The organism is Variovorax davisae (genome assembly GCF_030316845.1).
In the GTDB taxonomy this organism is placed as follows: Bacteria; Pseudomonadota; Gammaproteobacteria; order Burkholderiales; family Burkholderiaceae_C; genus Variovorax; species Variovorax davisae.
Window position 1 is genome coordinate 838,367 of sequence record NZ_JASZYS010000001.1, and the last position, 21,818, is coordinate 860,184.

The following is a 21,818-nucleotide window of genomic DNA, read 5'->3' on the forward strand; positions in this document are numbered from 1 at the left end:
CGTGCCGCGCTACGTCGCCTTTCTTCGCGGCGTGAGCCCGATGAACGCCAAGATGCCGGAACTCAAGCGCTGCTTCGAAAGCGCGGGCTTCACGGAGGTGAAGACATTGCTGTCGAGCGGCAACGTGGCGTTCAATGCGCGTGCCATGGCGCGGGCGACGCTCGAACGCAAGGCCGAGGCGGCCATGGAAGCGGAGCTCGGACGGCGCTTTCTCACCATCGTGCGTTCGTCCGACGCCCTGCGCGAGTTGCTGGCCGCCGACCCCTGGGCGGCGCACCAGCTGCCCGCCGGCGCAAAGCGGGTCGTGACCTTCCTGCGTGAACCACGCGCCACCCGGCTGGCGCTGCCGATCGAGTTCGAAGCGGCGCGGATCCTCGCCATGGACGAGATGCAGGTGTTATCGGCTTATGTGCCGGGGCCGCGCGGCCCTGTGTTCATGACGCTGATCGAGAAGACCTTCGGGACGGAGCTGACGACACGGACTTGGGAGACGGTGAGGAAGTGCGCGGGGGCTTGAGCTCTCAACGCCCTGGCGTCTCGTGCAAGCGGCGACATCGCTTAAACTGTTCAGGTTAGCTACTTCTGAAGAACATCATGATGCAAGTATCTTCGGTCGAGGCTCAGAACCGTTTCGGGCAACTGCTCGACAAGGCCCAGCGCGAGCCGATCATCATTACCCGCCATGGGCGACCTGCTGCCTATCTCATTTCTCCGCAGGACATGGAAGCGCTTCAACGCGCGCGTGCCGCCCTTGGCGAAGTTCCAGGCCATCCGGAATGGGCCATCGCCTGCGCGGAGGCATGGAACAGGGTGGAGGAGGAGTTGGGGTCTTTCGCCGACGAGCACTCCACGCTGTAGGCGAAGACGTGCCGCAGTTCGACATCCATCGCAACAAGGGCAGGCAGAGCAGCAGCATCCCCTACGTCGTGGTGGTTCAGTCGGCCCAGTTCGATCGCTACCGCCGTCGTGTCGTGGTCCCGCTGGTCCTGCGCAGCGCGTTGCCCGCAGGAGCGCAGGTCGCCGGCACCCGCATGAACCCCATCTTTGTTTTCGATGGCCTGGATCTGGTGCTGCATCCGCTAGACACGGTGTCAGTGGCCATCGGCGATCTGGGCCCTTGTGTCGGGTCGCTGGCCGCGCATGGCCAGCAGATCACCGACGCCTTGGACGAACTGCTGACCCGGTCGTGGGGGTGAGGGACGCGGGAACGGGGCATGGCAGGCTTCGGATTGCGACAAGTTCCGATCTTTCTGACGACTTCTGTTCTGGTTCTTCTAGCATGCTTGGCTGCGTCCCTCCGGTGCGCTGGCAGCAGAACGAACCGGCCTCGAAGTTGAAGTTCACACCGTGAATGCGCTGATGGTGACCCGCACCCCACCTGACCTGGAACTCCCATGATCCTGTACGTCGACTCGCAGTTCGCATTGCCCTATGCCATGTCGGTCTTCGTGGCATTGACCGACAAGCAGCTGCCGTTCGACATTGAGCGCATTGATCTCGCAGTTGGGGCGAATCGCAGCGCGACGTTTGCAAGCATGTCTCTCACTCAGCGGGTGCCAACCTTGCTTGACGGTGATTTCGCGCTCTCCGAGTCTTCCGCCATCACCGAGTACCTCGATGAAGCCTATCCGCGCCCCGCCGATCTATCCCGTCGAGCCCAGGGCTCGCGGGCTTGCGCGCCAGGTACAGGCGTGGTTGCGAAGCGATCTGATGCCGATCCGGGCGGAAAGGCCGACCGATGTCATCTTCTATCGGCCAGTGCAGGGCCCGCTTTCCCCGGCTGCGCACGCAGCGTCGCATGTGGAACGAATGGAAACGAAGGCAAGCATGAGCAAACTCAAAGGCTTGGTGTCTCATCACGACAAGGAAGTCGCAGAACTGCGTGGTGACCGCGAACTGGCTGTTGCGTACATGAAGGCAGCGATGCAACCACTGGAGGACCCGGAGGACCGTGCGGCCGGACTGCTCGCCCTGCGGGCCGTCGTGGAAGCCTACGGCGGTCTGGGTGCGGTCGCGGCCGAGGCCGGGATCAGCCGCGAGACTCTTTATCGCACGCTGTCGCCCAAGGGCAATCCGACGCTGAAGACGCTGTTGGCGGTGCTGAAGACAGTGGGAATGCGGCTTTCCGTGGAATCCGCGCAGCGCGTGCACGCCTGACTTCCTCACGCAGCGAATGCCGACCTGACCTATACCGACCATGCTCACCGCCCTGCGCACCTCGGACAACGACAAAGTCCTGCACGGTCCAGCACGAAGCCCGATGCACCATTCATCTGTCCGGCATGCCGCCGTGAAGTGGTGTTGCACCAGGGCCTGATCCGCATCCATCACTTCGCCCACAAGGCCCGCGTCGCATGCCGGCTCGGTGCAGGCGAAACCGAAGACCATCTGCTGACCAAGCTGAGCCTCTTCGACGCCTTGCGGAAGGAGTCCAACGTGCAGGACGTCGAACTCGAGAAAAACTTCGGGACTGCGGTCGCCGATGTCTTCGCGGTCATCTCCGGCGTGCCTGTGGCCGTCGAGATGCAGCGCAGCGCGCTGGCGGTCAGCGAGATCACCGCCCGGACCGCGGAGTACCACCGGCTCGGCATCGCGGTCCTCTGGATCGACATCCCGAACGGCGACCTCGGTTTGTCGAGATACAGCCCGGCCGCCTGGGAGCGCTGGTGCCACGCAGCGTATTTCGGACGCGTCTACTACTGGGCGGGCGGACAGACTTTGCGGCCTGTTCACTACGCGCCACTTGCTCTGCGCGTGGAAGAAACCAGTTGGCGCACAAACGGTCAAATCCATTCGGGCGGTGGCTACTACAGGCGCTCAAGACGCTGGCGAACACCTCGACCCGGCCAACCGGTGCTGCTGTTGAAAGGCTTCCAGAGAAGCTTGCGACACGCCTGGACCGGCGGCTCGGTGCATGGCCCGGAATGCACGCTCTTCATCGACCGGCAGCCGAACTGGTGGGATCAATGAGGCGTGACCCTCAACAGCACCGTCCCTTCCCTCCCCCATACCGCGCCTCCAGCCGCTCCCTGAAGAAGGCCTCGTAGCTCATCGCCTCCTGCCCCGGGTGCGTGCGCGCCATGTGGCTCAGGTAGGTGTCGTAGTCCGGCATGCCCACCATCAGCCGCAGGGACTGCGCCAGCGAGCGGGTCAGGTAGCGCCCGGTCTCGGCCAGGCTGGCGCCGGAGTTCCTCATCATGCCGCGGCGATCGGTTCGAACGGCGTCTCGCGCGCGGTCGGATGGTTGGCGCGGCGCGCGGCCAGGCAGGTGCGCACGCTGTAGACCAGCACGCTCAGCACCACGAAGATGAAGAGCGCGCACAGGCCGGCGTCGAGGCGGTCGTTGAAGACGATCCGCGACATCGCCTCGGGCGTCTTGGCCGGGGCGATCAGCACGCCCTGGGCCAGGCCGTCGGCGTACTTCGAGGCGTGCGACAGGAAGCCCACCTTCGGATCGGGCGAGAAGATCTTCAGCCAGCCCGCGGTCAGCGTGCAGATCAGCAGCCAGGCCGCCGGCGCTGCAGCCACCCAGGCGTAGCGCTCGCGCTTCATGCGGAACAGCACCACCACGCCGAGCATCAGCGCCACCGCAGCCAGCATCTGGTTGGAGATGCCGAACAGCGGCCACAGCGTGTTGATGCCGCCCAGCGGATCGACCACGCCCTGGTACAGGAAATAGCCCCAGGCCGCGACGCAGAGGAAGGTCGCGATCAGGTTGGCCGGCAGCGAGTCGGTGCGCTTGAGGGCCGGCACGAAGCTGCCCAGCAGGTCCTGCAGCATGAAGCGGCCGGCGCGGGTGCCGGCATCCACGGCGGTCAGGATGAACAGGGCTTCGAACAGGATCGCGAAGTGGTACCAGAAGGCCATCATGGCCTGGCCGCCGATCACCTGGTGCAGGATGTGCGCCATGCCGACTGCCAGGGTCGGGGCGCCGCCGGCGCGCCCGAGGATGGTGGTCTCGCCGACGTTCTTGGCGGTCTGCAGCAGCATGTCCGGCGTGACGGCGAAGCCCCAGCCCGAGATCGTCTGCGCCACCGCTTCGGGCGTGCTGCCGACCAGTGCGGCCGGGCTGTTCATCGCGAAGTACACGCCCGGGTCGATGCAGGCCGCGGCCACCAGCGCCATCACGGCGACGAAGGATTCGGCCAGCATGCCGCCGTAGCCGATGAAGCGCGCGTTCAGCTCGTTGTCGAGCATCTTCGGCGTCGTGCCCGAAGAGATCAGCGCATGGAAGCCCGACACCGCGCCGCAGGCGATGGTGATGAACAGGAAGGGAAACAGGTTGCCCGACCAGACCGGGCCGTTGCCCTGGGCGAACTGGGTCACGGCCGGCATCTGCAGGGTCGGCGCGACGAACACGATGCCGATCGCCAGCGCGATGATGGTGCCGATCTTGAGAAACGTCGACAGGTAGTCGCGCGGTGCCAGCAGCAGCCACACCGGCAGGCTGGCGGCGATGAAGCCGTAGCCGATCAGCATCCAGGTCAGGGCCTTGCCGTCGAAGGTGAACATCGGGCCCCAGACCGGGCTCTGGCTCACCGCCTGGCCGCCGAAGATCGCCGCCATCAGCAGCACGAAGCCGATCACCGAGATCTCGCCGATGCGGCCCGGGCGGATGTAGCGCAGGTAGACGCCCATGAACAGCGCCACCGGAATGGTCGCCGCCACCGTGAAGGTGCCCCAGGGCGATTCGGCCAGCGCCTTGACCACGATCAGCGCCAGCACCGCCAGGATGATGATCATGATCATGAAGGTGCCGAACAGCGCGATCATGCCGGGCACGGTGCCCATCTCCTGCTTGATCAGGTCGCCGAGCGAGCGGCCGTCGCGCCGGGTCGAGATGAACAGCACGATGAAGTCCTGCACCGCGCCCGCGAACACCACGCCGGCCAGGATCCACAACAGCCCCGGCAGGTAGCCCATCTGCGCCGCGAGCACCGGGCCGACCAGCGGACCGGCGCCGGCGATGGCCGCGAAGTGATGGCCGAACAGCACGTTCTTGTTGGTCGGCACGTAGTCCAGGCCGTCGTTGTGGCGGTGCGCTGGCGTCTTGCGGTTGCCGTCGAGCCCGAGCACGCGGGTGGCGATGAACAGGCTGTAGTAGCGGTAGGCGATCAGGTAGGTGCAGATCGCCGCGACCACGATCCAGAGCGCGTTGATGGCCTCCCCGCGCGAAAGGGCCACGGTGCCGAGCGCAAAGGCGCCGACCACCGCCACGACGAGCCACACCAGGTGGCGGCGGATGCTGTGCATTGGATGTCTCCGGAAGATGAACCCCGGAAGTGTCGCGAGCCGGCAGCATCGCTGCATCGGTTGCACCGCGCGAGCCGGGCGCGTGCCATCACCTAAGGGATAACCCTGGAAATCTTCAACTCTTCTTGAACTCGCGGGCGTGCTCGACCGCGTACTTGATCAGCGCCGACTGGCCCTCCAGCCCGAGCCGACGCTTGATGCTCTGGCGGTGCGCCTCGACCGTGCGCACGCTCAGGTCCAGGTCGCGCGCGATCTGCTTGCTCGAGTCGCCGCGGCCCAGCGCCGACAGGATCTCGCTCTCGCGCGGGGTCAGCAGCGGCCGTGGCTGCCGGGTCGCGAACAGCCGGTGCGACACGGCCGAACTCAGGAAGGTCCCGCCGGCCGCCACCGCCTCGATCGCGGCGACGATCTCCGCCGCCGGCGCGTCCTTGAGCACGTAGCCGCGGGCCCCCGCCTGCAGCGCCTGCTGCACGTACTCGGGGTTGTCGTACATGCTGAGCATCAAGACCCGGACTTCAGGCTGACGTTCCTGCAAGAGCGATGCCAGCTCTATGCCGCTCATCCCCTTCATGCCGACGTCGGCCAGCACCAGGTCCGGCCGCGCCTGGGCGATCGCTTCGAGCGCTTCCGCCGCGCTGCCGGCCTCGCCGACGATCTCGAGGCTCGGCAAGGGTCCGAGGCGGGCCCGCAGGCCGTCGCGCACCAGCGGATGGTCGTCGACCAGGAACAGCCGGATCACCGCCGGCGTCATGCGGCCTCCTCCTTCTCGACCGGCACCTCGGCCAGGATCGAAGTGCCGTCGGCGTCGGAGCGCACGCCGAGCGAGCCGCCGATGGCCGCCACCCGTTCGCGCATGTTGCGCAGGCCGATGCCGCGCTTCGGGTCGAGCTCGAGCGCGGCAGGGTCGAAGCCGGTGCCGTCGTCGCCGACTTCCAGTTGCACCGCCCTGCCCTCGAAGGCCAGCACGATGCGCACCTGGCGCGCACCTGCGTGCTTGCGCACGTTGGTCAGCGCCTCTTGCGCGACGCGGAACAGCGCGGTCTTCACTTCCTGCGGCAGTTCGCGCGACCGCCCCTGCACGGTGACCGAAGCGGCGACGCCGCCCTCCTCGCCGAACTCCGCGCCCAGCCGCTCGAGCGCCGCCGGCAGGCCCAGGGTGTCGAGCAGCGCAGGACGCAGCCGGTGCGAGATGCGCCGCACTTCCACCAGCGACTCGTTCAGCCGCTGCAGCGCCTTGCCGAGCGCCGGCGGCACCTGCTCGCGCGCCCGCTCCAGCGCATCGACCGCCGACTCGACCATCAGCTTGGCCGACACCAGCGTCTGGCTGGTGCCGTCGTGCAGCTCGCGCGCCAGGTGGGCGCGCTCGTCTTCCTGCGACTGCACGACCTGGCGCGCCAGCAGCCGCAGCCGGGCCTCGGCGATGCGGTGCTCGCTGAGGTTCAGCAGCAAGCCGGTGGCGCTGACCACGGCCAGGCAGAGCGCGGCGATGCCGGCGATCCAGAGCATCGTGGTCGTGACGTTGGTGTTCATCTGGCGGTCGAGCGTCTGCATCGCGGCCTCGATATCGTCGAGGTAGAGCCCGGTGCCGACCATCCAGTTCCAGCGCGGCAGGGCCGTGACGTAGCCCAGCTTGGGCGCCAGCTGCGCGCTCGACGGCTTGCGCCACTGGTACTCGACATAGCCGCCGCCTTCGCTGGCGCGCGCGATCAGGTCCTGGATGGTGAGGCGGCCCTGCGAATCTCGCAGGTCCCACAGCGTCTGGCCGACCAACTCGGGCTGGCGCGAATGCATCAGCGAGCGGCCCTGCAGGTCGTAGACGAAGAAATAGCCATCGTTGCCGTAGTCGAGCGCGGCCAGCCGGCGCAGCGCCTCGGCACGCGTCGCCTCGTCGTCGAGGCCGGCGTCGTAGAGCGGCTTCACCGTGCTCACCGCGAGATCGACGTAGCTGCGCAGTTCGTTGCGCCGCTGGGTCATGTAGGTCTGCTCGATCAGCGCCCGTTCACGCTGGGCCAGGTCGCGCTCCTGGTGGCGCACCGCGAAGGCCACCAGCATCAGCGCGACCAGCAGCGGTGCCACGGCGAGCGCGACGATCTTGGTCCTCAGGTTCATGGGGCGGCAAGACTAACATTGGGCGGCCCGTGCCCCTCGGCCAGGTCAGGCCGCCAGCTTCACCAACTCCGCAGCAAGCTCCTTGGGCATGTCGACCATCACGTCATGGCTGCACGGCATCTTCACCACCCGCCATCCCGCCGCCTTCTCGCAGTTGGCGGCGAAGTAGCGGAACGGGCTCGGGTCCCAGCCGTCGGCCAGGATGTAGAGCCGGTTCGCGATCTTGTCGCCGCCACCGGTCAACAGCAGCGGCACCTCGAACGTGGCCAGCGCCTGCGGCCGGCACAGGCGGTCGACCCGTTCGCGGTTGGCTTGCGCGATGTTGAACATCTCGGCCGGGATCGGCTGCATCAGCCCGCCGTGGTCCAGCACCGCCGTGCCGCGGAAGGCGCCGATGAACCGCGCCGCCACCTCCGGCACCAGCGCCTTCGACAGCAGCCCGATCAGCGAGTCGCCATGCTCCGGCACGAAGGCGTCGAGGTAGACCAGCGAACGGATCCGCTCGCTCATCCGGTCGGCGACGCCCGTGATGACCATGCCGCCGTACGAATGGCCGACCAGGATCACGTCGCTCAGCTCTTCCCATTCGATGCAGCCGCAGACATCGCGGATGTGGGTTTCGAGCGTGATGTTCTCGGCCGACTGATGAAAGCGCTCGCCGACGCCGGTGTGGGTGGGCGTGAACACCGTGTGTCCGGCCGCCCTCAGCGCCGCCGCGGTTTCCCGGTAGCACCAGCCGCCGTGCCAGGCGCCATGAACCAGAACGAAGTTGGCCATCGATGTGTCTCCGGAAGAAGCTGAGAGGCGCACATCTTGGGCGCGCCGCCCGGCGGCTGCCATCGGGTAATCCCGGCGCGCAGCTTCAGAGTTTCCGGCGCATCTCGACGTGGGTGATGCCCGCTTCCTCGAACGGCCTGCCATGCGGCACGTAGCCCAGCCGCCGGTAGAAGGACTCGGCGCTGCGCTGCGCATGCAGCATCACCTCGCTGTCGCCGCGTACCGCGGCCGCGGCCTCGAGCGCGCGCAGCACCGCCTCGCCATGGCCGCCGCCGCGCAGCGCGCGGTGCACCGCCATGCGGCCGATGCGGCCCAGCCCGGGCGCCTCGGCGACCAGCCGGCCGGTGGCGATCACCTGGCCCAGGCGGTTGCGGGCCACGGCATGCAGCGCCACCGCATCGTGCGCGTCCCACTCCAGTTCCTTGGGGATGCGCTGCTCCTCGATGAAGACCTCGCGCCGCACCTTGCCGGCGCCGTCGCCCCACTGTTCCCAGTCGCCGGTGGCCACCTCGCGCATCGGTTCGCCGGCCTCGTAGGCGGCCAGGATCTCGCGCAGCAGCGGCGGGACCGGCTTCGAGGTCTGGGTCGCCGGATCGGCGAAGACGTAGACCAGTTCGCAACTCACCAGCAAGTCGTCGCCGCGGAACAGGCCGCCGTGGAACACGATCGAGGAGTTGCCCACGCGCAGGCATTTCATGCCGACGTCGAGCACATCGTCGGCCCGCGCCGAGGCATTGAACTCGACCGTGGCCTTGCGCACGTACAGGTCGCCTTCCAGGGCCCGCATCGCCTCTTCATAAGGCAGGGCCATCGCGCGCCAGTAGTCGGCGATCGCGGTGTCGAAGTACATCAGGTAGTGGGCGTTGAAGACGATCTTCTGCATGTCCACCTCGGCCCAGCGCACGCGCAGGCGGTGAAAGAAGCGGAAGTCGGATTTGCGGTGCAGTTCGGTCATGGCGGTCAGGGTTGCAGGGCTTGTTTCAGGGCCAGGGCCGCATCGGCGTGGGCTTGCAGGGCCTCGGGGATGGCGCGGCCCATCTTGACGAATTCATGGATCACGCCGCGGTAGATTTCAAGGTCGACCGCGACGCCGGCGGCGCGCAGCTTGTCGGCATAGGCGATGCCCTCGTCGACCACCGGATCGATCTCGGCCAGGCCGATCCAGGCCGGTGCGACGTCTTCGAGGTCATCCGCGTTCAACGGCGCGAAGCGCCAGTCGTCACGCTCGGCGCGCGAATGCACGTAGAGGCCGAAGAACCAGCTGATCAGCGCCTCGCCGAGCAGCGGGCCCTCGGCAAAGCGCCGGTGCGAGTCGGTGTCCTGGTGGGCGGCCATGCCGGGATAGAACAGCAGCTGCAGCGCGATCGGCAGCCCGGCGTCGCGCGCCAGGATCGCGCACACCGCCGCCAGCGTGCCGCCGGCGCTGTCGCCGCCGACCGCGATCCGGCTGCCGTCCAGGCCCCATTGCGCAGCGTTGCCTGCGATGTGCGCGAGCGCGTCCCAGGCGTCATTGGACGCGGTCGGGAACCGGTGCGCCGGGGCCAGCCGGTAGTCGACCGAGAGCACGGCGCAGCCGCTGCGCTGGCTGAGCACCCGGCACAGCGTGTCGTGGGTGGCGATGCTGCCGACCGTGAAGCCGCCGCCATGGAAGAACAGCAGCAGCGGCAGCCGCTCGGCCGAAGGCGCGTAGAGCCGCACCGGCAGTGCATGGCCGTCGCGCGCCGGGATGCTGAAGTCGTCCACCCGCGCGAGCTGCGGCTTCGGGACTTCGAGCACGCCGGCGCCCTTCTCGTAGGCGGCCCTGGCTTCGTCCGGCGTCAGCTGGTTCAGCGGCGGCCGTCCGGCGCGGGCCATGCGCTCGACCACGCTGGCCATCTTGGCGGTCAGCGCTGCCATGGCCAGCCTGTACCGCTGGTGACAAGCGCAAGGGTTTTTTTCGTGTCCAAGGGGGTCCGTGCTTGTTAGATTCGAAGAGTCGCATCGTACCGTCGGCAGCACCGGCATCATCCCCATGGCTCTCATCCAGTACCTGACCCAGATCCAGTTCGACTTCGGCGCCATCCGGCTGCTGCGCAGCGAATGCGAGCGCATCGGCATCACGCGGCCCCTGGTCGTGACCGACGCCGGCGTGCGCGCCGCCGGCATCCTGCAAAAGGCGCTCGACGCCCTCGGCGACCTGCCGGTCGCGGTGTTCGACCAGACGCCTTCGAACCCGACCGAAGCCGCTGTCCGGCTGGCCGCGGCCCAGTACCGCGAGGCGGGCTGCGACGGCCTGATCGCGGTCGGCGGCGGCTCGGCCATCGACTGCGCCAAGGGCGTGGCGATCGCGGCCACGCACGAAGGCCCGCTCAAGACCTACGCCACCATCGAGGGCGGCTCGACCAGGATCACCGAGCGCGTGGCGCCGCTGATCGCCGTGCCCACCACCAGCGGCACCGGCAGCGAGGTCGCGCGCGGCGCCATCGTGATCGTCGACGACCACCGCAAGCTCGGCTTCCACAACTGGTTCCTGATGCCCAAGGCGGCCATCTGCGATCCCGAACTCACGCTCGGCCTGCCGCCCAAGCTGACCGCCGCCACCGGCATGGACGCGATCGCGCACTGCATGGAGACCTTCATGTCGGCGGCGTTCAACCCGCCGGCCGACGGCATCGCGCTGGATGGCCTCGAGCGCGCCTGGGGCCACATCGAGCGCGCCACCCGCGACGGCAGCGACCGCGAGGCGCGGCTCAACCTCATGAGCGCCTCGATGCAGGGGGCGATGGCCTTCCAGAAGGGGCTGGGTTGCGTCCATTCGCTGAGCCACAGCCTGGGCGGGGTCGACCCGCGGCTGCACCACGGCACCCTCAACGCCCTCTTCCTGCCGGCCGTGATCCACTTCAACGCCGGCGCCGAATCGGTGCAGAAAGAGCAGCGCCTGCAGCGCATGGCACAGGCCATGCACCTCGATTCGGCCGGCGACGTCGGCGACGCGATCCGCGACATGAGCGCGCGGCTGGGCCTGCCCAAGGGGCTGGCCGAAGTCGGCGTCACGCCCGCGCTGTTCGAGCAGGTGATCGACGGCGCGATGGTGGACCACTGCCACAAGACCAACCCGCGGCTCGCCAGCCGCGACGACTACCGGCAGATGCTCGAAGCGTCGATGTAGGCCTCAGCCGGCCGGCGAGGCCGCGGCACCCGCCTGCGCGAGCAGCCAGTCGCGGAACAGCGCCATCGCCGGACTCGCCGGCCGCGACCGCAGCCGGGTGAGCCAGTAGCTGCCGGTCGCGACCGAGATGCCGACCGGCCGGACCAGCCGCCCCTCCTGCAGTTCGCGCTCGAACATCGAGGCCGGCGCCAGCGCGACCCCTGCGCCCTGGACGGCGGCTTCGACCATCAGCCGCGAGGAGTCGAACACCGGCCCGCGGATGGCGGGGCAGTCCAGCCCCGCTGCGGCGAACCAGCCCGGCCAGTCCTCCGCCCGGTAGGAGCGCAGCAGCGTCTCGTGCGCCAGGTCCTGCGGGCGGCGCACGCGGGCCGCCACCGCCGGGGCGCACAGCACGCTCAGCGGCGCTTCCATCAAGGCCTCGGCCTGCAGTCCCGGCCAGTTGCCATCGCCGAAGCGGATTGCGAAGTCCAGCCCTTCGCCTGCCAGGTCGACCACGTTGTTGTGGGTCATCAGGCGCAGGTCGATGAAGGGACAGCTGTCGCGGAACAGCCGCAACCGGGGCAGCAGCCAGCCGACCGCGAAGGTACCGACCACGCCCACGCTCAGCACCTCGAAGAAATGGCCGTTGTCGAACTGCTGGATCACCGATTCGATGCGGCCGAAGGCGTCGACCAGCACCGGCAGCAGCGCCAATCCTTCGTCGGTGAGCGCGAGGCCGCGCGGCAGCCGCCGGAACAGGGCGACGCCCAGCCGGGCCTCGAGCCCGCGCACCTGCTGGCTGACCGCCGCCTGCGTGACGTTCAATTCGGCCGCTGCCAGCGTGAAGCTGAGGTGGCGGGCGGCGCATTCGAAGGCGCGCAGGGCATTGAGCGGCAGGTGGGTGCGGGCCATCGGTTCAAAGATAGTTTTTCTTTTGCGAAACAGAAAATACCATCGTTTGTCCAGGCATCCTCGATCGCGCACAGTACGCCGCTTTCCAAGGAGACTTTTATGATCGATCGCCGACATTTCTCGGCCACCCTGCTCGCCGCGCTGGCGAGCGCGCCGGCCCTGGCGCGGGCCGATGGCCAGACCGACCTGCAACTGCAACTGGCCGCCATCGAGAAGGCCAGCGGCGGCCGCCTGGGCGTGTGCATCCTCGACACCGGCAGCGGCCAGCGCGCCGGCCACCGCGCGGACGAGCGCTTCCCGATGTGCAGCACCTTCAAGTTCCTGGCCGCCGCGGCCGTGCTGAGCCGCGTCGACCAGGGCAAGGAGCGGCTGGATCGGCGCGTCGTCGTCGGCCAGCGCGACCTGATTCCGCACGCCCCGCTGACCGGGAAGCACGTCGGCGGGCCGGGCCTGACCATGGCCGAACTCTGCGAGGCGGCGGTCACCTTGAGCGACAACCCGGCCGCGAACCTGATGCTCGCGAGCTTCGGCGGCCCGGCCGGCCTGACGCGCTATCTGCGCGGCCTCGGCGACACCCAGACGCGGCTCGACCGCAACGAGCCCGGCCTCAACGAGTCGCTGCCCGGCGACCCGCGCGACACCACCACGCCGACCGCGATGCTGGGCGACATGCAGAAGATCCTCTTGGGTGATGCGCTCCGGCCCGCCTCCCGGGCGCGGATCCAGGCCTGGCTCGACGGCTGCCAGACCGGCGACAAGCGGCTGCGGGCCGGCGTGCCCGCGGACTGGGTCGTCGGCGACAAGACCGGGTCCGGCAGCCGCGGCAGCACCTGCGACATCGCCATCTTCCGGCCGCCGCGCCGCGCGCCGATCCTGGTGACGGCCTACCTGACCGGCACCGAAGCCTCGATGGAGGCCCGCGACGCTGCGCTCGCGGCGGTCGGCGCCCTGGTGGTCAATCGGGCTTGACGCCGGCGGTCTTGATCACCTGCGCCCACTTCGCCGTCTCGGCGGCGATGAAGGCATCGAATTCCTCGGGCGTGCTGCCGGCCGGGAAGGTGCCCATGGCTTCCAGCTTGGCGCGGGTCTCGTCGCTCTTGATGATCCGCGCCACCTCCTCCGACATGCGCTTGACGATCTCGCGCGGCGTGCCGGCGGGGGCCAGCATGCCGGCCCAGGTGCTGCCGGTGAACCCGGCGAAGCCCTGCTCGATGAAGGTCGGCACCTCCGGCAGCACCGGCAGCCGCCGCTCGCTGGCGACCCCGATCAGGCGCACCTTGCCGGCCTTGCCCTGGTTGATGAGACCCGTCGGTGCATCGAAGAAGAGCTGGATCTGGCCGCCCATCAGGTCGGTCAGCGCCGGCACCGCGCCGCGATACGGGATGTGGATCATGTAGGTCTTGGTGAGCGACTTCCACAGCTCGCTCGTGAGGTGCGCCGCCGAGCCGTTGCCCGACGAGCCGAAGCTCACCTTGCCAGGGTTGGCGCGCGCGTAGTCGATCAGCTCCTTCGCGGTCTTGAAGGGCGCGTCGTTGTTGACCGCGGCGAGCAGCGGCGACACCCCCATCAGCGAGACGCCGACCAGGTCGCGGCGCGGGTCGTAGGGCAGCTTCGGGTAGAGCGTGGTGTTGGCCGCGTAGGCCGCGATCACGACGCCGAAGGTGCTGCCGTCGGGCGCCGCCTTGGCGACCGCGTCGACCCCGATCAGGCTGTTGGCGCCGGGCTTGTTGTCGATGATGACGGTCTGGCCGAGCCGGCTCTGCAGCCCGGGCTGGATCAGCCGCGCCATCTGGTCGGTGAAGCCGCCGGGCGTGTAGGGCACGACGATGCGGATCGGCTTGCTCGGCCAGGCGGACTGGCCCAGCGACGGTGCCGCGACGGTGACGGCGGCCGCAGCGGCCGAAAGGTTGAAGACGCGACGGGACAGGCGGGCATGGGGCATCGGGGACTCTCCGGAAAGTTCGGCCCATTCTGGAAGGCGGCCCGCCGGTCGATGCTCAGGGTTTGCCCGCCGCGGGCATGGCTGCAGCCAGGACGCACAAGACGAGGCGCCGCGTGTCGGAGTTTCCGCGCACCGGCGCCGGCAAGCTGCAGAAGCACCTGATCCGCGGGCAGCACCAGGGCTTGTCCCAGCGCTGAGCCACGCTAGCATGCACGCATGGCACATGACCACGAACACGACCATTCCGACGACCACAGCGAACTCGGCGAGATGGACCTGCGGGTCCGCGCCCTCGAGACCGTGCTCACGCAGAAGGGCTACATCGACCCGGCCGCGCTCGACGTCCTGATCGACACCTACCAGACGAAGATCGGCCCGCGCAACGGTGCCCGCGTGGTGGCGCGGGCCTGGGTCGACCCGGCCTTCCGCGACTGGCTGCTGAAGGACGCCACCGCGGCGATCGCCTCGCTCGGCTATGGCGGCCGCCAGGGCGAGCACATGATCGCGGTCGCCAACACCGACGGCCAGCACCACATGGTCGTCTGCACCTTGTGCAGCTGCTACCCCTGGCCGGTGCTGGGCCTGCCGCCGACCTGGTACAAGAGCGCGCCCTACCGCTCGCGGGCGGTGAAGGATCCGCGCGGCGTGCTGGCCGAGTTCGACGTGCAACTGCCCGCTTCGACCGCGATTCGGGTCTGGGACTCCACGGCCGAGGTGCGGTACCTCGTGATACCGCAGCGCCCGGACGGCACCGCGGGCTGGAGCGAAGAAGCCTTGGCCGATCTGGTCACGCGCGATTCGATGATCGGCACCGGGCTGGCCCGCAGGCCGGAGGCCGCGCCATGAGCTACGTCTCTCATGCCGACCTCGGCGGCCGCGCTCTGCCTGGCGCGATCGTCCCCGAACCCGAGGGCGAGATCTTCCACGCGCCATGGGAAGCCCGTGCGCTGGCCCTGACGCTGGCGATGGGCGGCACCGGCTCATGGAACATCGACGCCAGCCGCAGCGCGCGCGAGACCCTGCCCGGCTATGCCCGGCTGAGCTACTACCAGATCTGGCTCGCGGCGCTCGAAAAGCTGATGGGCGAGCGCCATCAACTCCTGCCCGATGAACTGGCCGCGGGGCAGATGCTGCATGCCCCGCAGCCGGTCAAGCGGGTGCTTCAGGCGGCCGACGTGCCGGCGGCGCTGGCCCGCGGCACGGCCACCGAGCGACCCCCCACCGCCCCGGCGCGCTTCGCGCCCGGCCAGCGCGTGCGCACCCGCAGCGCTGCGGTCGGGCACCACACCCGCCTGCCCGGCTACGTGCAGGGCAAGGTCGGCACCATCGAGCACCTGCACGGCATGCACGTCTTCGCCGACGCGCACGCGCAAGGCCTGGGCGAACAGCCCCAATGGCTCTACACGGTGGTCTTCGGCGGCGCGGCGTTGTGGGGCGAAGGCGCCCAGCCCGGGCTCAGCGTCTCGGTCGACGCCTGGGAAAGCTACCTGGAGCCGGCCGAATGAACGAAGCGATCTCGCTGCTTCCCGGCATGCCGAGCGACGACGGCACCGAGCCGGTGTTCCGCGAACCCTGGGAGGCGCACGCCTTCGCGCTGGCCGTCTCGCTGCACCAGCGCGGCCTCTTCACCTGGCCCGAATGGGCCAAGGCGCTGGCGCGGCAGATCGGTGCCGCCCAGGCGGCCGGCGACGCCGACTTGGGCGACACCTACTACCGCCATTGGCTCGCCGCGCTGGAATCGCTGGTCGCGGACAAGGGCGCGAGTTCGGCGGCGGAACTCGAACGCTACCGGCATGCCTGGGACCGGGCGGCGGATCGCACGCCGCATGGGCGGGCGATCGAGTTGGGGTCGCAGGATTTCGGCTGAGCCCGGCGCAGGCTTCAGCGCTTGCGTCCTCCCACCACCACCAGCACGCCACCCACGACGATCGCGCCGATGCCGGCCCAGATCGGAAGCTCGATGTCCCGCTTCTCCTTGACCGCCAGCTCGACCGGTCCGATCTTGATCTGGTGGGTCGACTTGGTGAAGCTGACATGACCCAGGGCGAGCGACAGGATGCCGGCGAAGATCAGAAGGAGGCCGAGAATTCGAAGCGGGTTCATGGTTTCTCGAAGCAGCGCGGTATGCGGCGACTGTAACGCGCCGAGCAGGGGCAGTGGACCCGAGGAGGATGCCTACGGCAGACTTTCGTGCAGTTCGGATCGTGTCGTCACCGTGGGCGGCGACCGCCGGGATTCGCAGGCCTCGATCAGGGCCAGCGTGTCCGCAGCCAGTCCGCGCCAGATCCAACTTATATGGGCCAGCGGCTTTCGGGGAACCGATGGCGCTGGGTTGCAGTGGCTCTGTGCCTGGCGTGTGCCGGCGCCGCCGCCTGCGGGAGCGGCACATGCCGTGAGCAGCGCGAGGCATGCCACGGCGATCAGGGCGCGGCCTGGCGCCAGGAGCGACACTGGCAGTCGATTCGAAGGACGGCGGGAACCGCGAGCCCGACGCCACAGTTCAGGACGGATCATCGTTTACTCTCCCCAACAGTCGGCGACCGCATCCGGATTCGGCGGTCTGCTCTCACTGTTGGGGTTTCTTGCCGATCGATCCACCCCCCGGACGCAGGGGATGACAGGCGTCGCATTCTCTGATCGATTTCCGATCAGAGCGACAGAATCTCGCTATCGCTTCCGTTGCCGCAAAGCGAGGCCTGGATCGTCGCCAGCACCGCGCCGAGGGTCGGCGTGCGCGTGCCCTCATGCATATGTGCAAGGAGCAACACAAAGTCGCGCCTCGGCTCGTCACTCGCTGCCGCCTTCCATGCCGTCATAGACGATTTCCTCGAAGCGGCTGTTGCGGATCTCGCTGTCCTGCATGCGGCCATCGGCCATGCGCCAGACGCCGGTTCCCTGGCAACCGTCGAACAGCACCGTGGCCGACAGGAGCGCGCCCCGCTTGCGCGGCCGTCCGACGACGAAGGTCATGCTGCCGAACTGGCAGTTCTCCACGGTCAACCGGGTGCCCGACACCAGGACTTCGCCCTGGCCGGTGCATCCCCGGAACGTGACTTCGCCCGTGCAGCCGATGCCCTCGAAGGATCGAGGCGCAGCAGCGCCGCCGGAGAAGCTGCACCCCTCGAACAGCACACCCGTGCTGCCATCGGTGCCGCCGAAGATCGAGCGGCCCACCGACTGGCACTGCGTGAAGCTGACGTTCGTCATCTTGCCGAAGTCGTGATCGGGCGCGAGGAAGCTGCAATCGACGAAGCGGCAGTTGCGCATCGCGCTGAGTTGGATGTTCTTGGTGCCGGCGAAGTCGCAGCCGGTGAAGCTGAGGTTCTCCCAGACGCCCGCGAAGCTGCTGCCGGCCATGTCGGCATTGGCAATCGTCATGGCCGAGGCGCCGCCTTCGAGCAGGCGCTTGTATTCGGGTTTGAGTTGGAGGATGGGGGTGGGCATGGAAGCGATCTTTCGACGAAGACGGAGGCTGTGTTTGCCGCGCGGCATCGGGACGGTTGGGGGAGCGCTCCGCGTCAGCCGTGGCCGGGGCCCGTGTCGTCTTCGTCAGGCGCGGTCCCGAGAAGGCGGATCACGCCTCCACCCTCGCTGCGCATGTGCATGTCCCGACTGACGGTTTCGAGGACCTTGTCCTTGCCGTCCATCATGAAGCTGAAGCTGCCGCCGCCCGCAAACTGGATGTGGTGGGAAACGGTCTCATGGACGGTCGTGATGCCGTGGCCCGTCACCAATCGGAGATCGTCCACTTCGATGCGGCTGATGGCGGGCTGGGTCGTCTCGATATCACCGCCCCTGGCCGTCGTGATGCTGCCGTCGAGGCGGTGGATGGCCACGCCCTCATGGTCGGCCACGATGATGCCGATGCGCGTCACCGTGATCTCAGGGGGATCGCCGGGCTTGATGTGGTTCGAACTGATGATCAGTTGTTTGCCTTCTTCGATCGTGCCATTGCGAATGATGGGAATGGCGCCTTGGCGACCTCTAGGATTCGCTTCAAAATCTGAATCAACAGATCATGTGTTTTGCTGTCGAGCGGCATGGTCGGCTTCGTCATTGGCGGAATATCGCATACGCGATTCAGAATAAAGTTGAAAGAAATTGTTGGTTCTAAACCTTGCGAGCCATATCTCATCGTCATCAATCAATTCTCGATGACAGCACTAAATTTTTGAAACTTTCATTTTGTTCCGGGATTCGAAAGTCGTCGATGTTGATGCCCCCAAGAATTCGCCCGGTGCAATCAACTCGCCTCCCTTGCCTTCCATTTGCGCCACAGCCACGGCAACAATACAAACCATTGCCAATAGCCCGCAACAACGCACGTGAGGGACACAAGTAACGCATCAGCCATGCCGATTAGGTCAAACCCTACAAGACTCACAATCGAACCGACCGCGGCAGTCAAAACCCAGCCACTTGGTAGCGTTAATAAGAGCATCACAAGTCCATGGCGAAGAAGTATTTCGTCCCTCAACTCAGGAACAACCTGTGCGTGATAGCTGACCATAGTCCACGCGAATATGGACACGGCGCCAACCAGCCACAGCAATAGGAAGATAGGACGCCTAGTAGCCATTGTTACCGCCGCACGCAGCGCCTCTCACAGGTACTGACAACATCCTCTGTGTACTCTTGGCAATCGGTACCCGAAGGGCCAACCCCATATTTCGGTCGTGTTGGTTTTTTCAGCTCATTCGCGATGCACGTTTCTATGCAGCTATCTTGGCCTTGGCGCCTCTCGCATGCTTCGGGTTTGTAGTAGTCAGTAACTGACGTCGTGGGCTTGCCGGGGCTACTACCAAAAATGTTGCTTATCGCTCCGCCGCTCGACGCCGTTGTGCTTCCACAGGTCATATTCGCTCCGCTGCCAACGCATACATAGGTATGGTTTAGAACTGGTGGCGCGTACGATCCGGGTGCCCCACCCAATGGACGCGTGCAGATATAGGTCTCTAACCCCGTCGGGTCCGTGTACGAAAGCGGATTCCCACCCACATACCCAAACTGATTCGATCCGCCGTTTAGCCCAATCGGATCTTTCGAGATGTACCGTCCCGCACCCGGGTTGTAATACCGATACCGGTTGTAGTGCATCCCCGTCTCTTCATCGAAGTACTGCCCCTGGAACCGGATGTTGTTCGTGAAGCCATCGAAGCTCGTCGCTTTTGCTTTGCCGAAGGCCTTGTAGTCCCCCTCCCAGACGATCTTTCCCTTGTCGTCGGTCAGTTCCATCGGCGTGCCCAGGTGGCCGCACTGGTACCAGGCCAAGCGCTGCGGCCCCCATTGGTTCCCCCGCGCCTCGCGCCGCAGCTGCACCATCGGCACGAAGCTAGCGCCCGGCTCATAGAGGTAGTGAACCAACGCCCGCGCGCTGCACTCCCAGGCCAGCGCATCGCCATCCCAGCCGAAGGTGGTCATGCCGTAGCCGCGCTCGGAGTTGATGCGCGCAATCTCTGCCGGGCGCCAGCCCCTGCCCGCCGAGTAGTTCGGCGGCACCACCGCACAGCTCGCCTTGCCGATGCGTCGGCCCAGCGGGTCATAGGTGGGAGCGCACCTGTTGACCCATTCCCGAGCCTTCACCTTTGCCTTCGCGAAGCGCATATTAGCAACTCGCTGTTGCACAAATCATTTACACCGACCCACATCGCCAAGTGCATCTTTGGTGATAAAGAAGGTTTTTCTCATCAACTCAGAAATCGTCTCTTCAATGTCCGTGAATTCATATTTCATATAAATTCCAAGCGGCGCATCAGCCAATGCGTGCTTTATGCGTGGAAATCTGGATGACAATTCAATTGAACCAACCATGGTTTCGCCTGGCTGAAGCAGAACTCGCTTGGGAGAAGGATCATCCACATAAGGACGAGCCTCGACCCTCTCGAATCCCCATGTGTCCAAGAACACCATGAAACGCGCAGCGGAGCTAGATCCCCAAGGCAAGCTTGACATGTAGGTCTCGATGGGTCGTTTAGTTCGATTGGAAATTGTGGTGCGAATAGTCGGCCCAGACTCAGCGGTGCCCCGCAAAACGCAGGCATCAATGAAAATTGACCCTGTTTCTTTTTTGAAAGTCGCGCATCCAGTCGCGAACAATGCAGCCAGTATAGCGAAGAGCGTCAGTTTTTTACTTTTTGAATCCATCTCGATATTTCTCCATCTGTTTAATTCGATCGCGTATTATTTTTCTGCCATATGGGTCCGTGGCTGCCCCCAGTCTGGTATTGAGGCAATCTATTTCCACATTGGATGCAATTACTTCGCCAATTTTCTGTTTTCTATCGTTGTCGAACTTAACGAATTCATTGGTCTTTTTTCCTATGCAGATGCCGGGCTGCTCCTTCGAAAAATCCTCAGCGTGGCTTTGTTCATGTGCCCGAATGCAATCGTTGAGATAGAGTTCATTTAGCGGGTCTGAAGGAGCGACCTGCACCACCACGTTACCTCGGCCATCGCAAACCACCGTGTTGAGGTCAGGTGTCGAGAGCGTGCCATCAGTGACTGCCAATCCCACGGCGTCGACGGCATTGATTGGGCTTGACGCGACATACGAGAAGAGATTTCTTCCACCCACCAACCCAATCGGATCCTTCGAGATGTACCGTCCCGCACCCGGGTTGTAATACCGATACCGGTTGTAGTGCATCCCCGTCTCTTCATCGAAGTACTGCCCCTGGAAGCGCAGGTTGTTGGTGAACCCATCGAAGCTCGTCGCCTTGGCCTTTCCGAAGGCCTTGTAGTCCCCCTCCCAGACGATCTTTCCCTTGTCGTCGGTCAGTTCCATCGGCGTGCCCAGGTGGTCGCACTGGAACCAGGCCAAGCGCTGCGGCCCCCATTGATTTCCCTGCGCCTCGCGCCGCAGCTGCACCATCGGCACGAAGCTAGCGCCCGGCTCATAGAGGTAGTGAACCAACGCCCGCGCGCTGCACTCCCAGGCCAGCGCATCGCCATCCCAGCCGAAGGTGGTCATGCCGTAGCCGCGCTCGGAGTTGATGCGCGCAATCTCTGCCGGGCGCCAGCCCCTGCCCGCCGAGTAGTTCGGCGGCACCACCGCACAGCTCGCCTTGCCGATGCGTCGGCCCAGCGGGTCGTAGAAGTAGCGCATCTCGGAGTCGTGCAGGGTCTCGAAGCGCCGCAGGCGTCCGAAGCCATCCCACTCGAAGATCTGGCTGGGCTCGCTCGGGTGGTCGACCCGGACCCACTGGCCGCGCTCGTCGTGCGTGACGCTGGCGTCGCCAAGCTTGCGCAGCAGGTTGTCCAGCAGCGAGGAGGTCGGTGTGGGCACGGTGCGCAGCAGCCCCCACTCCTGTGCCTGGGCTTGCGCCTTCGCCAGGTCCTGGGCCACGCGCTGCGGCTCGCCCAGCAGGTTGCCCGCGGGGTCGAACTCGAAGCTCTCCAGACCCAGGCCGTTGCGCGCCTCGATCAGACGCCCCACCGCGTCGTACTTGTAGGCCAGCATTCCACGCCGGGCGTCGTTGATCGTCTGCAGTTGGCCGCTTGGGTCGTAGGCGTACTCGCGTGTGATGCCGCGCAGGTTGGCCGGGGGTGCGGTTCCCGCTTCACCCTTGCCGGTGATGGGCGTGGCCCCATAGCGCTGCAGCTTCAGTCGTCCGGCCGGGTCATAGACGCTGTGCTGCGTCAATCCGTTGCCCTGGATGCGCGCGGTCTCCCGGTGCAGCGCATCGCGCTCGAAGCCCA

Annotated in this window: 26 protein-coding genes and 1 pseudogene; 11 read left to right on the forward strand and 16 right to left on the reverse strand. The window is 66.5% G+C overall.

What is annotated here, in order from left to right:
• Window position 1 precedes the first annotated feature (1 nt).
• The 6 genes and pseudogenes from QTI33_RS04170 (at window position 2) to QTI33_RS04195 (ending at window position 2,970) form a co-directional block, all read left to right on the forward strand.
• Window positions 2-517: a DUF1697 domain-containing protein gene (locus QTI33_RS04170; protein WP_286504492.1), complete on the forward strand. Its 516-nt coding sequence runs from the start codon at window positions 2-4 to the stop codon at window positions 515-517.
• Window positions 518-594: 77 nt separating this feature from the next.
• Window positions 595-858 (forward strand): type II toxin-antitoxin system Phd/YefM family antitoxin, encoded by a 264-nt coding sequence (locus tag QTI33_RS04175; RefSeq protein WP_286504493.1) that lies wholly within the window; start codon window positions 595-597, stop codon window positions 856-858.
• 8 nt (window positions 859-866) lie between these two features.
• On the forward strand, window positions 867-1,196 hold the full coding sequence (locus QTI33_RS04180; protein ID WP_286504494.1) for a CcdB family protein: 330 nt from the start codon (window positions 867-869) through the stop codon (window positions 1,194-1,196).
• 240 nt (window positions 1,197-1,436) lie between these two features.
• Window positions 1,437-1,577, forward strand: a pseudogene (locus QTI33_RS35260) (glutathione transferase); the annotation flags it as partial.
• A 250-nt stretch (window positions 1,578-1,827) separates the two neighbouring features.
• Window positions 1,828-2,157: a helix-turn-helix domain-containing transcriptional regulator gene (locus tag QTI33_RS04190; RefSeq protein WP_286504545.1), complete on the forward strand. Its 330-nt coding sequence runs from the start codon at window positions 1,828-1,830 to the stop codon at window positions 2,155-2,157.
• Between the two features lie 24 nt (window positions 2,158-2,181).
• The gene (locus QTI33_RS04195) at window positions 2,182-2,970 is read left to right on the forward strand and encodes a competence protein CoiA (RefSeq protein ID WP_444814807.1); all 789 of its coding nucleotides are present in this window, start codon (window positions 2,182-2,184) and stop codon (window positions 2,968-2,970) included.
• Between the two features lie 10 nt (window positions 2,971-2,980).
• Here the strand turns inward: QTI33_RS04195 and QTI33_RS04200 are convergent, their stop codons facing one another.
• The 7 genes from QTI33_RS04200 to QTI33_RS04230 all read right to left on the reverse strand — a co-directional run bounded on the left by QTI33_RS04200 (window position 2,981) and on the right by QTI33_RS04230 (window position 10,035).
• Window positions 2,981-3,199 (reverse strand): YbdD/YjiX family protein, encoded by a 219-nt coding sequence (locus tag QTI33_RS04200; protein WP_286504495.1) that lies wholly within the window; start codon window positions 3,197-3,199, stop codon window positions 2,981-2,983.
• Window positions 3,196-5,253, reverse strand: a complete 2,058-nt coding sequence (locus QTI33_RS04205) for a carbon starvation CstA family protein (RefSeq protein WP_286504496.1) — start codon at window positions 5,251-5,253, stop codon at window positions 3,196-3,198. Before QTI33_RS04205 ends, QTI33_RS04200 begins: the two co-directional genes overlap by 4 nt.
• 115 nt (window positions 5,254-5,368) lie before the next feature.
• Window positions 5,369-6,004 (reverse strand): response regulator transcription factor, encoded by a 636-nt coding sequence (locus tag QTI33_RS04210; RefSeq protein WP_286504497.1) that lies wholly within the window; start codon window positions 6,002-6,004, stop codon window positions 5,369-5,371.
• Window positions 6,001-7,362 carry a cache domain-containing protein gene (locus QTI33_RS04215; protein ID WP_286504498.1) on the reverse strand — a complete coding sequence of 454 codons (1,362 nt, stop codon included), beginning with the start codon at window positions 7,360-7,362 and terminating at the stop codon, window positions 6,001-6,003. Before QTI33_RS04215 ends, QTI33_RS04210 begins: the two co-directional genes overlap by 4 nt.
• 45 nt (window positions 7,363-7,407) lie before the next feature.
• A complete protein-coding gene (locus QTI33_RS04220; protein WP_286504499.1) occupies window positions 7,408-8,139 on the reverse strand; it encodes an alpha/beta fold hydrolase in 732 nt (243 codons plus the stop codon).
• 85 nt (window positions 8,140-8,224) lie between these two features.
• Window positions 8,225-9,094 carry a YbgC/FadM family acyl-CoA thioesterase gene (locus tag QTI33_RS04225; protein ID WP_286504500.1) on the reverse strand — a complete coding sequence of 290 codons (870 nt, stop codon included), beginning with the start codon at window positions 9,092-9,094 and terminating at the stop codon, window positions 8,225-8,227.
• 5 nt (window positions 9,095-9,099) lie between these two features.
• Window positions 9,100-10,035 (reverse strand): alpha/beta hydrolase, encoded by a 936-nt coding sequence (locus tag QTI33_RS04230; RefSeq protein WP_286504501.1) that lies wholly within the window; start codon window positions 10,033-10,035, stop codon window positions 9,100-9,102.
• A 115-nt stretch (window positions 10,036-10,150) separates the two neighbouring features.
• Here QTI33_RS04230 and gbd point away from each other — a divergent pair, with 115 nt between their 5' ends.
• Window positions 10,151-11,287: a 4-hydroxybutyrate dehydrogenase gene (gene gbd, locus QTI33_RS04235; RefSeq protein WP_286504502.1), complete on the forward strand. Its 1,137-nt coding sequence runs from the start codon at window positions 10,151-10,153 to the stop codon at window positions 11,285-11,287.
• Window positions 11,288-11,290: 3 nt separating this feature from the next.
• Here gbd and QTI33_RS04240 read toward each other — a convergent pair whose 3' ends face one another.
• Entirely contained in the window at window positions 11,291-12,178 is an 888-nt protein-coding gene (locus QTI33_RS04240; RefSeq protein WP_286504503.1) for a LysR family transcriptional regulator, read from the reverse strand.
• A gap of 99 nt (window positions 12,179-12,277) precedes the next feature.
• Here QTI33_RS04240 and bla point away from each other — a divergent pair, with 99 nt between their 5' ends.
• The gene (gene bla / locus QTI33_RS04245) at window positions 12,278-13,147 is read left to right on the forward strand and encodes a class A beta-lactamase (protein ID WP_286504504.1); all 870 of its coding nucleotides are present in this window, start codon (window positions 12,278-12,280) and stop codon (window positions 13,145-13,147) included.
• On the opposite strand, the gene QTI33_RS04250 is transcribed toward bla, so the two are convergent.
• The gene (locus QTI33_RS04250; protein WP_286504505.1) at window positions 13,134-14,120 is read right to left on the reverse strand and encodes a tripartite tricarboxylate transporter substrate binding protein; all 987 of its coding nucleotides are present in this window, start codon (window positions 14,118-14,120) and stop codon (window positions 13,134-13,136) included. The genes bla and QTI33_RS04250 overlap by 14 nt on opposite strands.
• Window positions 14,121-14,336: 216 nt before the next feature.
• Between QTI33_RS04250 and nthA the strand changes: the two genes are divergently transcribed.
• From nthA to QTI33_RS04265, 3 genes are read left to right on the forward strand one after another with little or no spacing between them, the layout of a single operon-like run.
• The gene (nthA, locus tag QTI33_RS04255) at window positions 14,337-14,966 is read left to right on the forward strand and encodes a nitrile hydratase subunit alpha (protein WP_286504506.1); all 630 of its coding nucleotides are present in this window, start codon (window positions 14,337-14,339) and stop codon (window positions 14,964-14,966) included.
• A complete protein-coding gene (gene nthB, locus QTI33_RS04260) occupies window positions 14,963-15,625 on the forward strand; it encodes a nitrile hydratase subunit beta (RefSeq protein WP_286504507.1) in 663 nt (220 codons plus the stop codon). Before nthA ends, nthB begins: the two co-directional genes overlap by 4 nt.
• On the forward strand, window positions 15,622-15,987 hold the full coding sequence (locus QTI33_RS04265; RefSeq protein WP_286504508.1) for a nitrile hydratase accessory protein: 366 nt from the start codon (window positions 15,622-15,624) through the stop codon (window positions 15,985-15,987). The genes nthB and QTI33_RS04265 overlap by 4 nt, the downstream gene beginning before the upstream one ends.
• A gap of 14 nt (window positions 15,988-16,001) precedes the next feature.
• Here QTI33_RS04265 and QTI33_RS04270 read toward each other — a convergent pair whose 3' ends face one another.
• From QTI33_RS04270 to QTI33_RS04295, 7 genes are all read right to left on the reverse strand, one after another.
• Window positions 16,002-16,223, reverse strand: a complete 222-nt coding sequence (locus QTI33_RS04270) for a hypothetical protein (protein ID WP_286504509.1) — start codon at window positions 16,221-16,223, stop codon at window positions 16,002-16,004.
• Between the two features lie 684 nt (window positions 16,224-16,907).
• Window positions 16,908-17,564 (reverse strand): hypothetical protein, encoded by a 657-nt coding sequence (locus QTI33_RS04275; RefSeq protein ID WP_286504510.1) that lies wholly within the window; start codon window positions 17,562-17,564, stop codon window positions 16,908-16,910.
• Between the two features lie 74 nt (window positions 17,565-17,638).
• Window positions 17,639-17,995, reverse strand: coding sequence for a hypothetical protein (locus tag QTI33_RS04280; protein ID WP_286504511.1), 357 nt, complete (start codon window positions 17,993-17,995; stop codon window positions 17,639-17,641).
• Between the two features lie 368 nt (window positions 17,996-18,363).
• Window positions 18,364-18,699: a hypothetical protein gene (locus QTI33_RS35330; RefSeq protein ID WP_506555360.1), complete on the reverse strand. Its 336-nt coding sequence runs from the start codon at window positions 18,697-18,699 to the stop codon at window positions 18,364-18,366.
• A gap of 2 nt (window positions 18,700-18,701) precedes the next feature.
• Entirely contained in the window at window positions 18,702-19,724 is a 1,023-nt protein-coding gene (locus QTI33_RS04285) for an RHS repeat domain-containing protein (RefSeq protein WP_286504512.1), read from the reverse strand.
• Window positions 19,725-19,748: 24 nt separating this feature from the next.
• A complete protein-coding gene (locus QTI33_RS04290; protein WP_286504513.1) occupies window positions 19,749-20,264 on the reverse strand; it encodes a hypothetical protein in 516 nt (171 codons plus the stop codon).
• A partial coding sequence (locus QTI33_RS04295; RefSeq protein ID WP_286504514.1) for an RHS repeat domain-containing protein occupies window positions 20,248-21,818 on the reverse strand: 1,571 nt, incomplete at its 5' end. The genes QTI33_RS04295 and QTI33_RS04290, both read right to left, overlap by 17 nt.

Bases quoted from the DNA above. Each gene is read 5' to 3' on its own strand.
- gbd (WP_286504502.1), top strand. From the start codon at position 10,151: ATGGCTCTCATCCAGTACCTGACCCAGATCCAGTTCGACTTCGGCGCC.
- QTI33_RS04290 (WP_286504513.1), bottom strand. From the start codon at position 20,264: ATGGATTCAAAAAGTAAAAAACTGACGCTCTTCGCTATACTGGCTGCA.
- QTI33_RS04275 (WP_286504510.1), bottom strand. From the start codon at position 17,564: ATGCCCACCCCCATCCTCCAACTCAAACCCGAATACAAGCGCCTGCTC.
- QTI33_RS04210 (WP_286504497.1), bottom strand. From the start codon at position 6,004: ATGACGCCGGCGGTGATCCGGCTGTTCCTGGTCGACGACCATCCGCTG.
- QTI33_RS04200 (WP_286504495.1), bottom strand. From the start codon at position 3,199: ATGATGAGGAACTCCGGCGCCAGCCTGGCCGAGACCGGGCGCTACCTG.
- QTI33_RS04250 (WP_286504505.1), bottom strand. From the start codon at position 14,120: ATGCCCCATGCCCGCCTGTCCCGTCGCGTCTTCAACCTTTCGGCCGCT.
- QTI33_RS04220 (WP_286504499.1), bottom strand. From the start codon at position 8,139: ATGGCCAACTTCGTTCTGGTTCATGGCGCCTGGCACGGCGGCTGGTGC.
- bla (WP_286504504.1), top strand. From the start codon at position 12,278: ATGATCGATCGCCGACATTTCTCGGCCACCCTGCTCGCCGCGCTGGCG.
- QTI33_RS04285 (WP_286504512.1), bottom strand. From the start codon at position 19,724: ATGCGCTTCGCGAAGGCAAAGGTGAAGGCTCGGGAATGGGTCAACAGG.
- QTI33_RS04270 (WP_286504509.1), bottom strand. From the start codon at position 16,223: ATGAACCCGCTTCGAATTCTCGGCCTCCTTCTGATCTTCGCCGGCATC.
- QTI33_RS04240 (WP_286504503.1), bottom strand. From the start codon at position 12,178: ATGGCCCGCACCCACCTGCCGCTCAATGCCCTGCGCGCCTTCGAATGC.
- nthB (WP_286504507.1), top strand. From the start codon at position 14,963: ATGAGCTACGTCTCTCATGCCGACCTCGGCGGCCGCGCTCTGCCTGGC.
- QTI33_RS04225 (WP_286504500.1), bottom strand. From the start codon at position 9,094: ATGACCGAACTGCACCGCAAATCCGACTTCCGCTTCTTTCACCGCCTG.
- QTI33_RS04175 (WP_286504493.1), top strand. From the start codon at position 595: ATGATGCAAGTATCTTCGGTCGAGGCTCAGAACCGTTTCGGGCAACTG.
- QTI33_RS04215 (WP_286504498.1), bottom strand. From the start codon at position 7,362: ATGAACCTGAGGACCAAGATCGTCGCGCTCGCCGTGGCACCGCTGCTG.
- nthA (WP_286504506.1), top strand. From the start codon at position 14,337: ATGGCACATGACCACGAACACGACCATTCCGACGACCACAGCGAACTC.
- QTI33_RS04230 (WP_286504501.1), bottom strand. From the start codon at position 10,035: ATGGCAGCGCTGACCGCCAAGATGGCCAGCGTGGTCGAGCGCATGGCC.
- QTI33_RS04265 (WP_286504508.1), top strand. From the start codon at position 15,622: ATGAACGAAGCGATCTCGCTGCTTCCCGGCATGCCGAGCGACGACGGC.
- QTI33_RS35330 (WP_506555360.1), bottom strand. From the start codon at position 18,699: ATGGCTACTAGGCGTCCTATCTTCCTATTGCTGTGGCTGGTTGGCGCC.
- QTI33_RS04190 (WP_286504545.1), top strand. From the start codon at position 1,828: ATGAGCAAACTCAAAGGCTTGGTGTCTCATCACGACAAGGAAGTCGCA.
- QTI33_RS04205 (WP_286504496.1), bottom strand. From the start codon at position 5,253: ATGCACAGCATCCGCCGCCACCTGGTGTGGCTCGTCGTGGCGGTGGTC.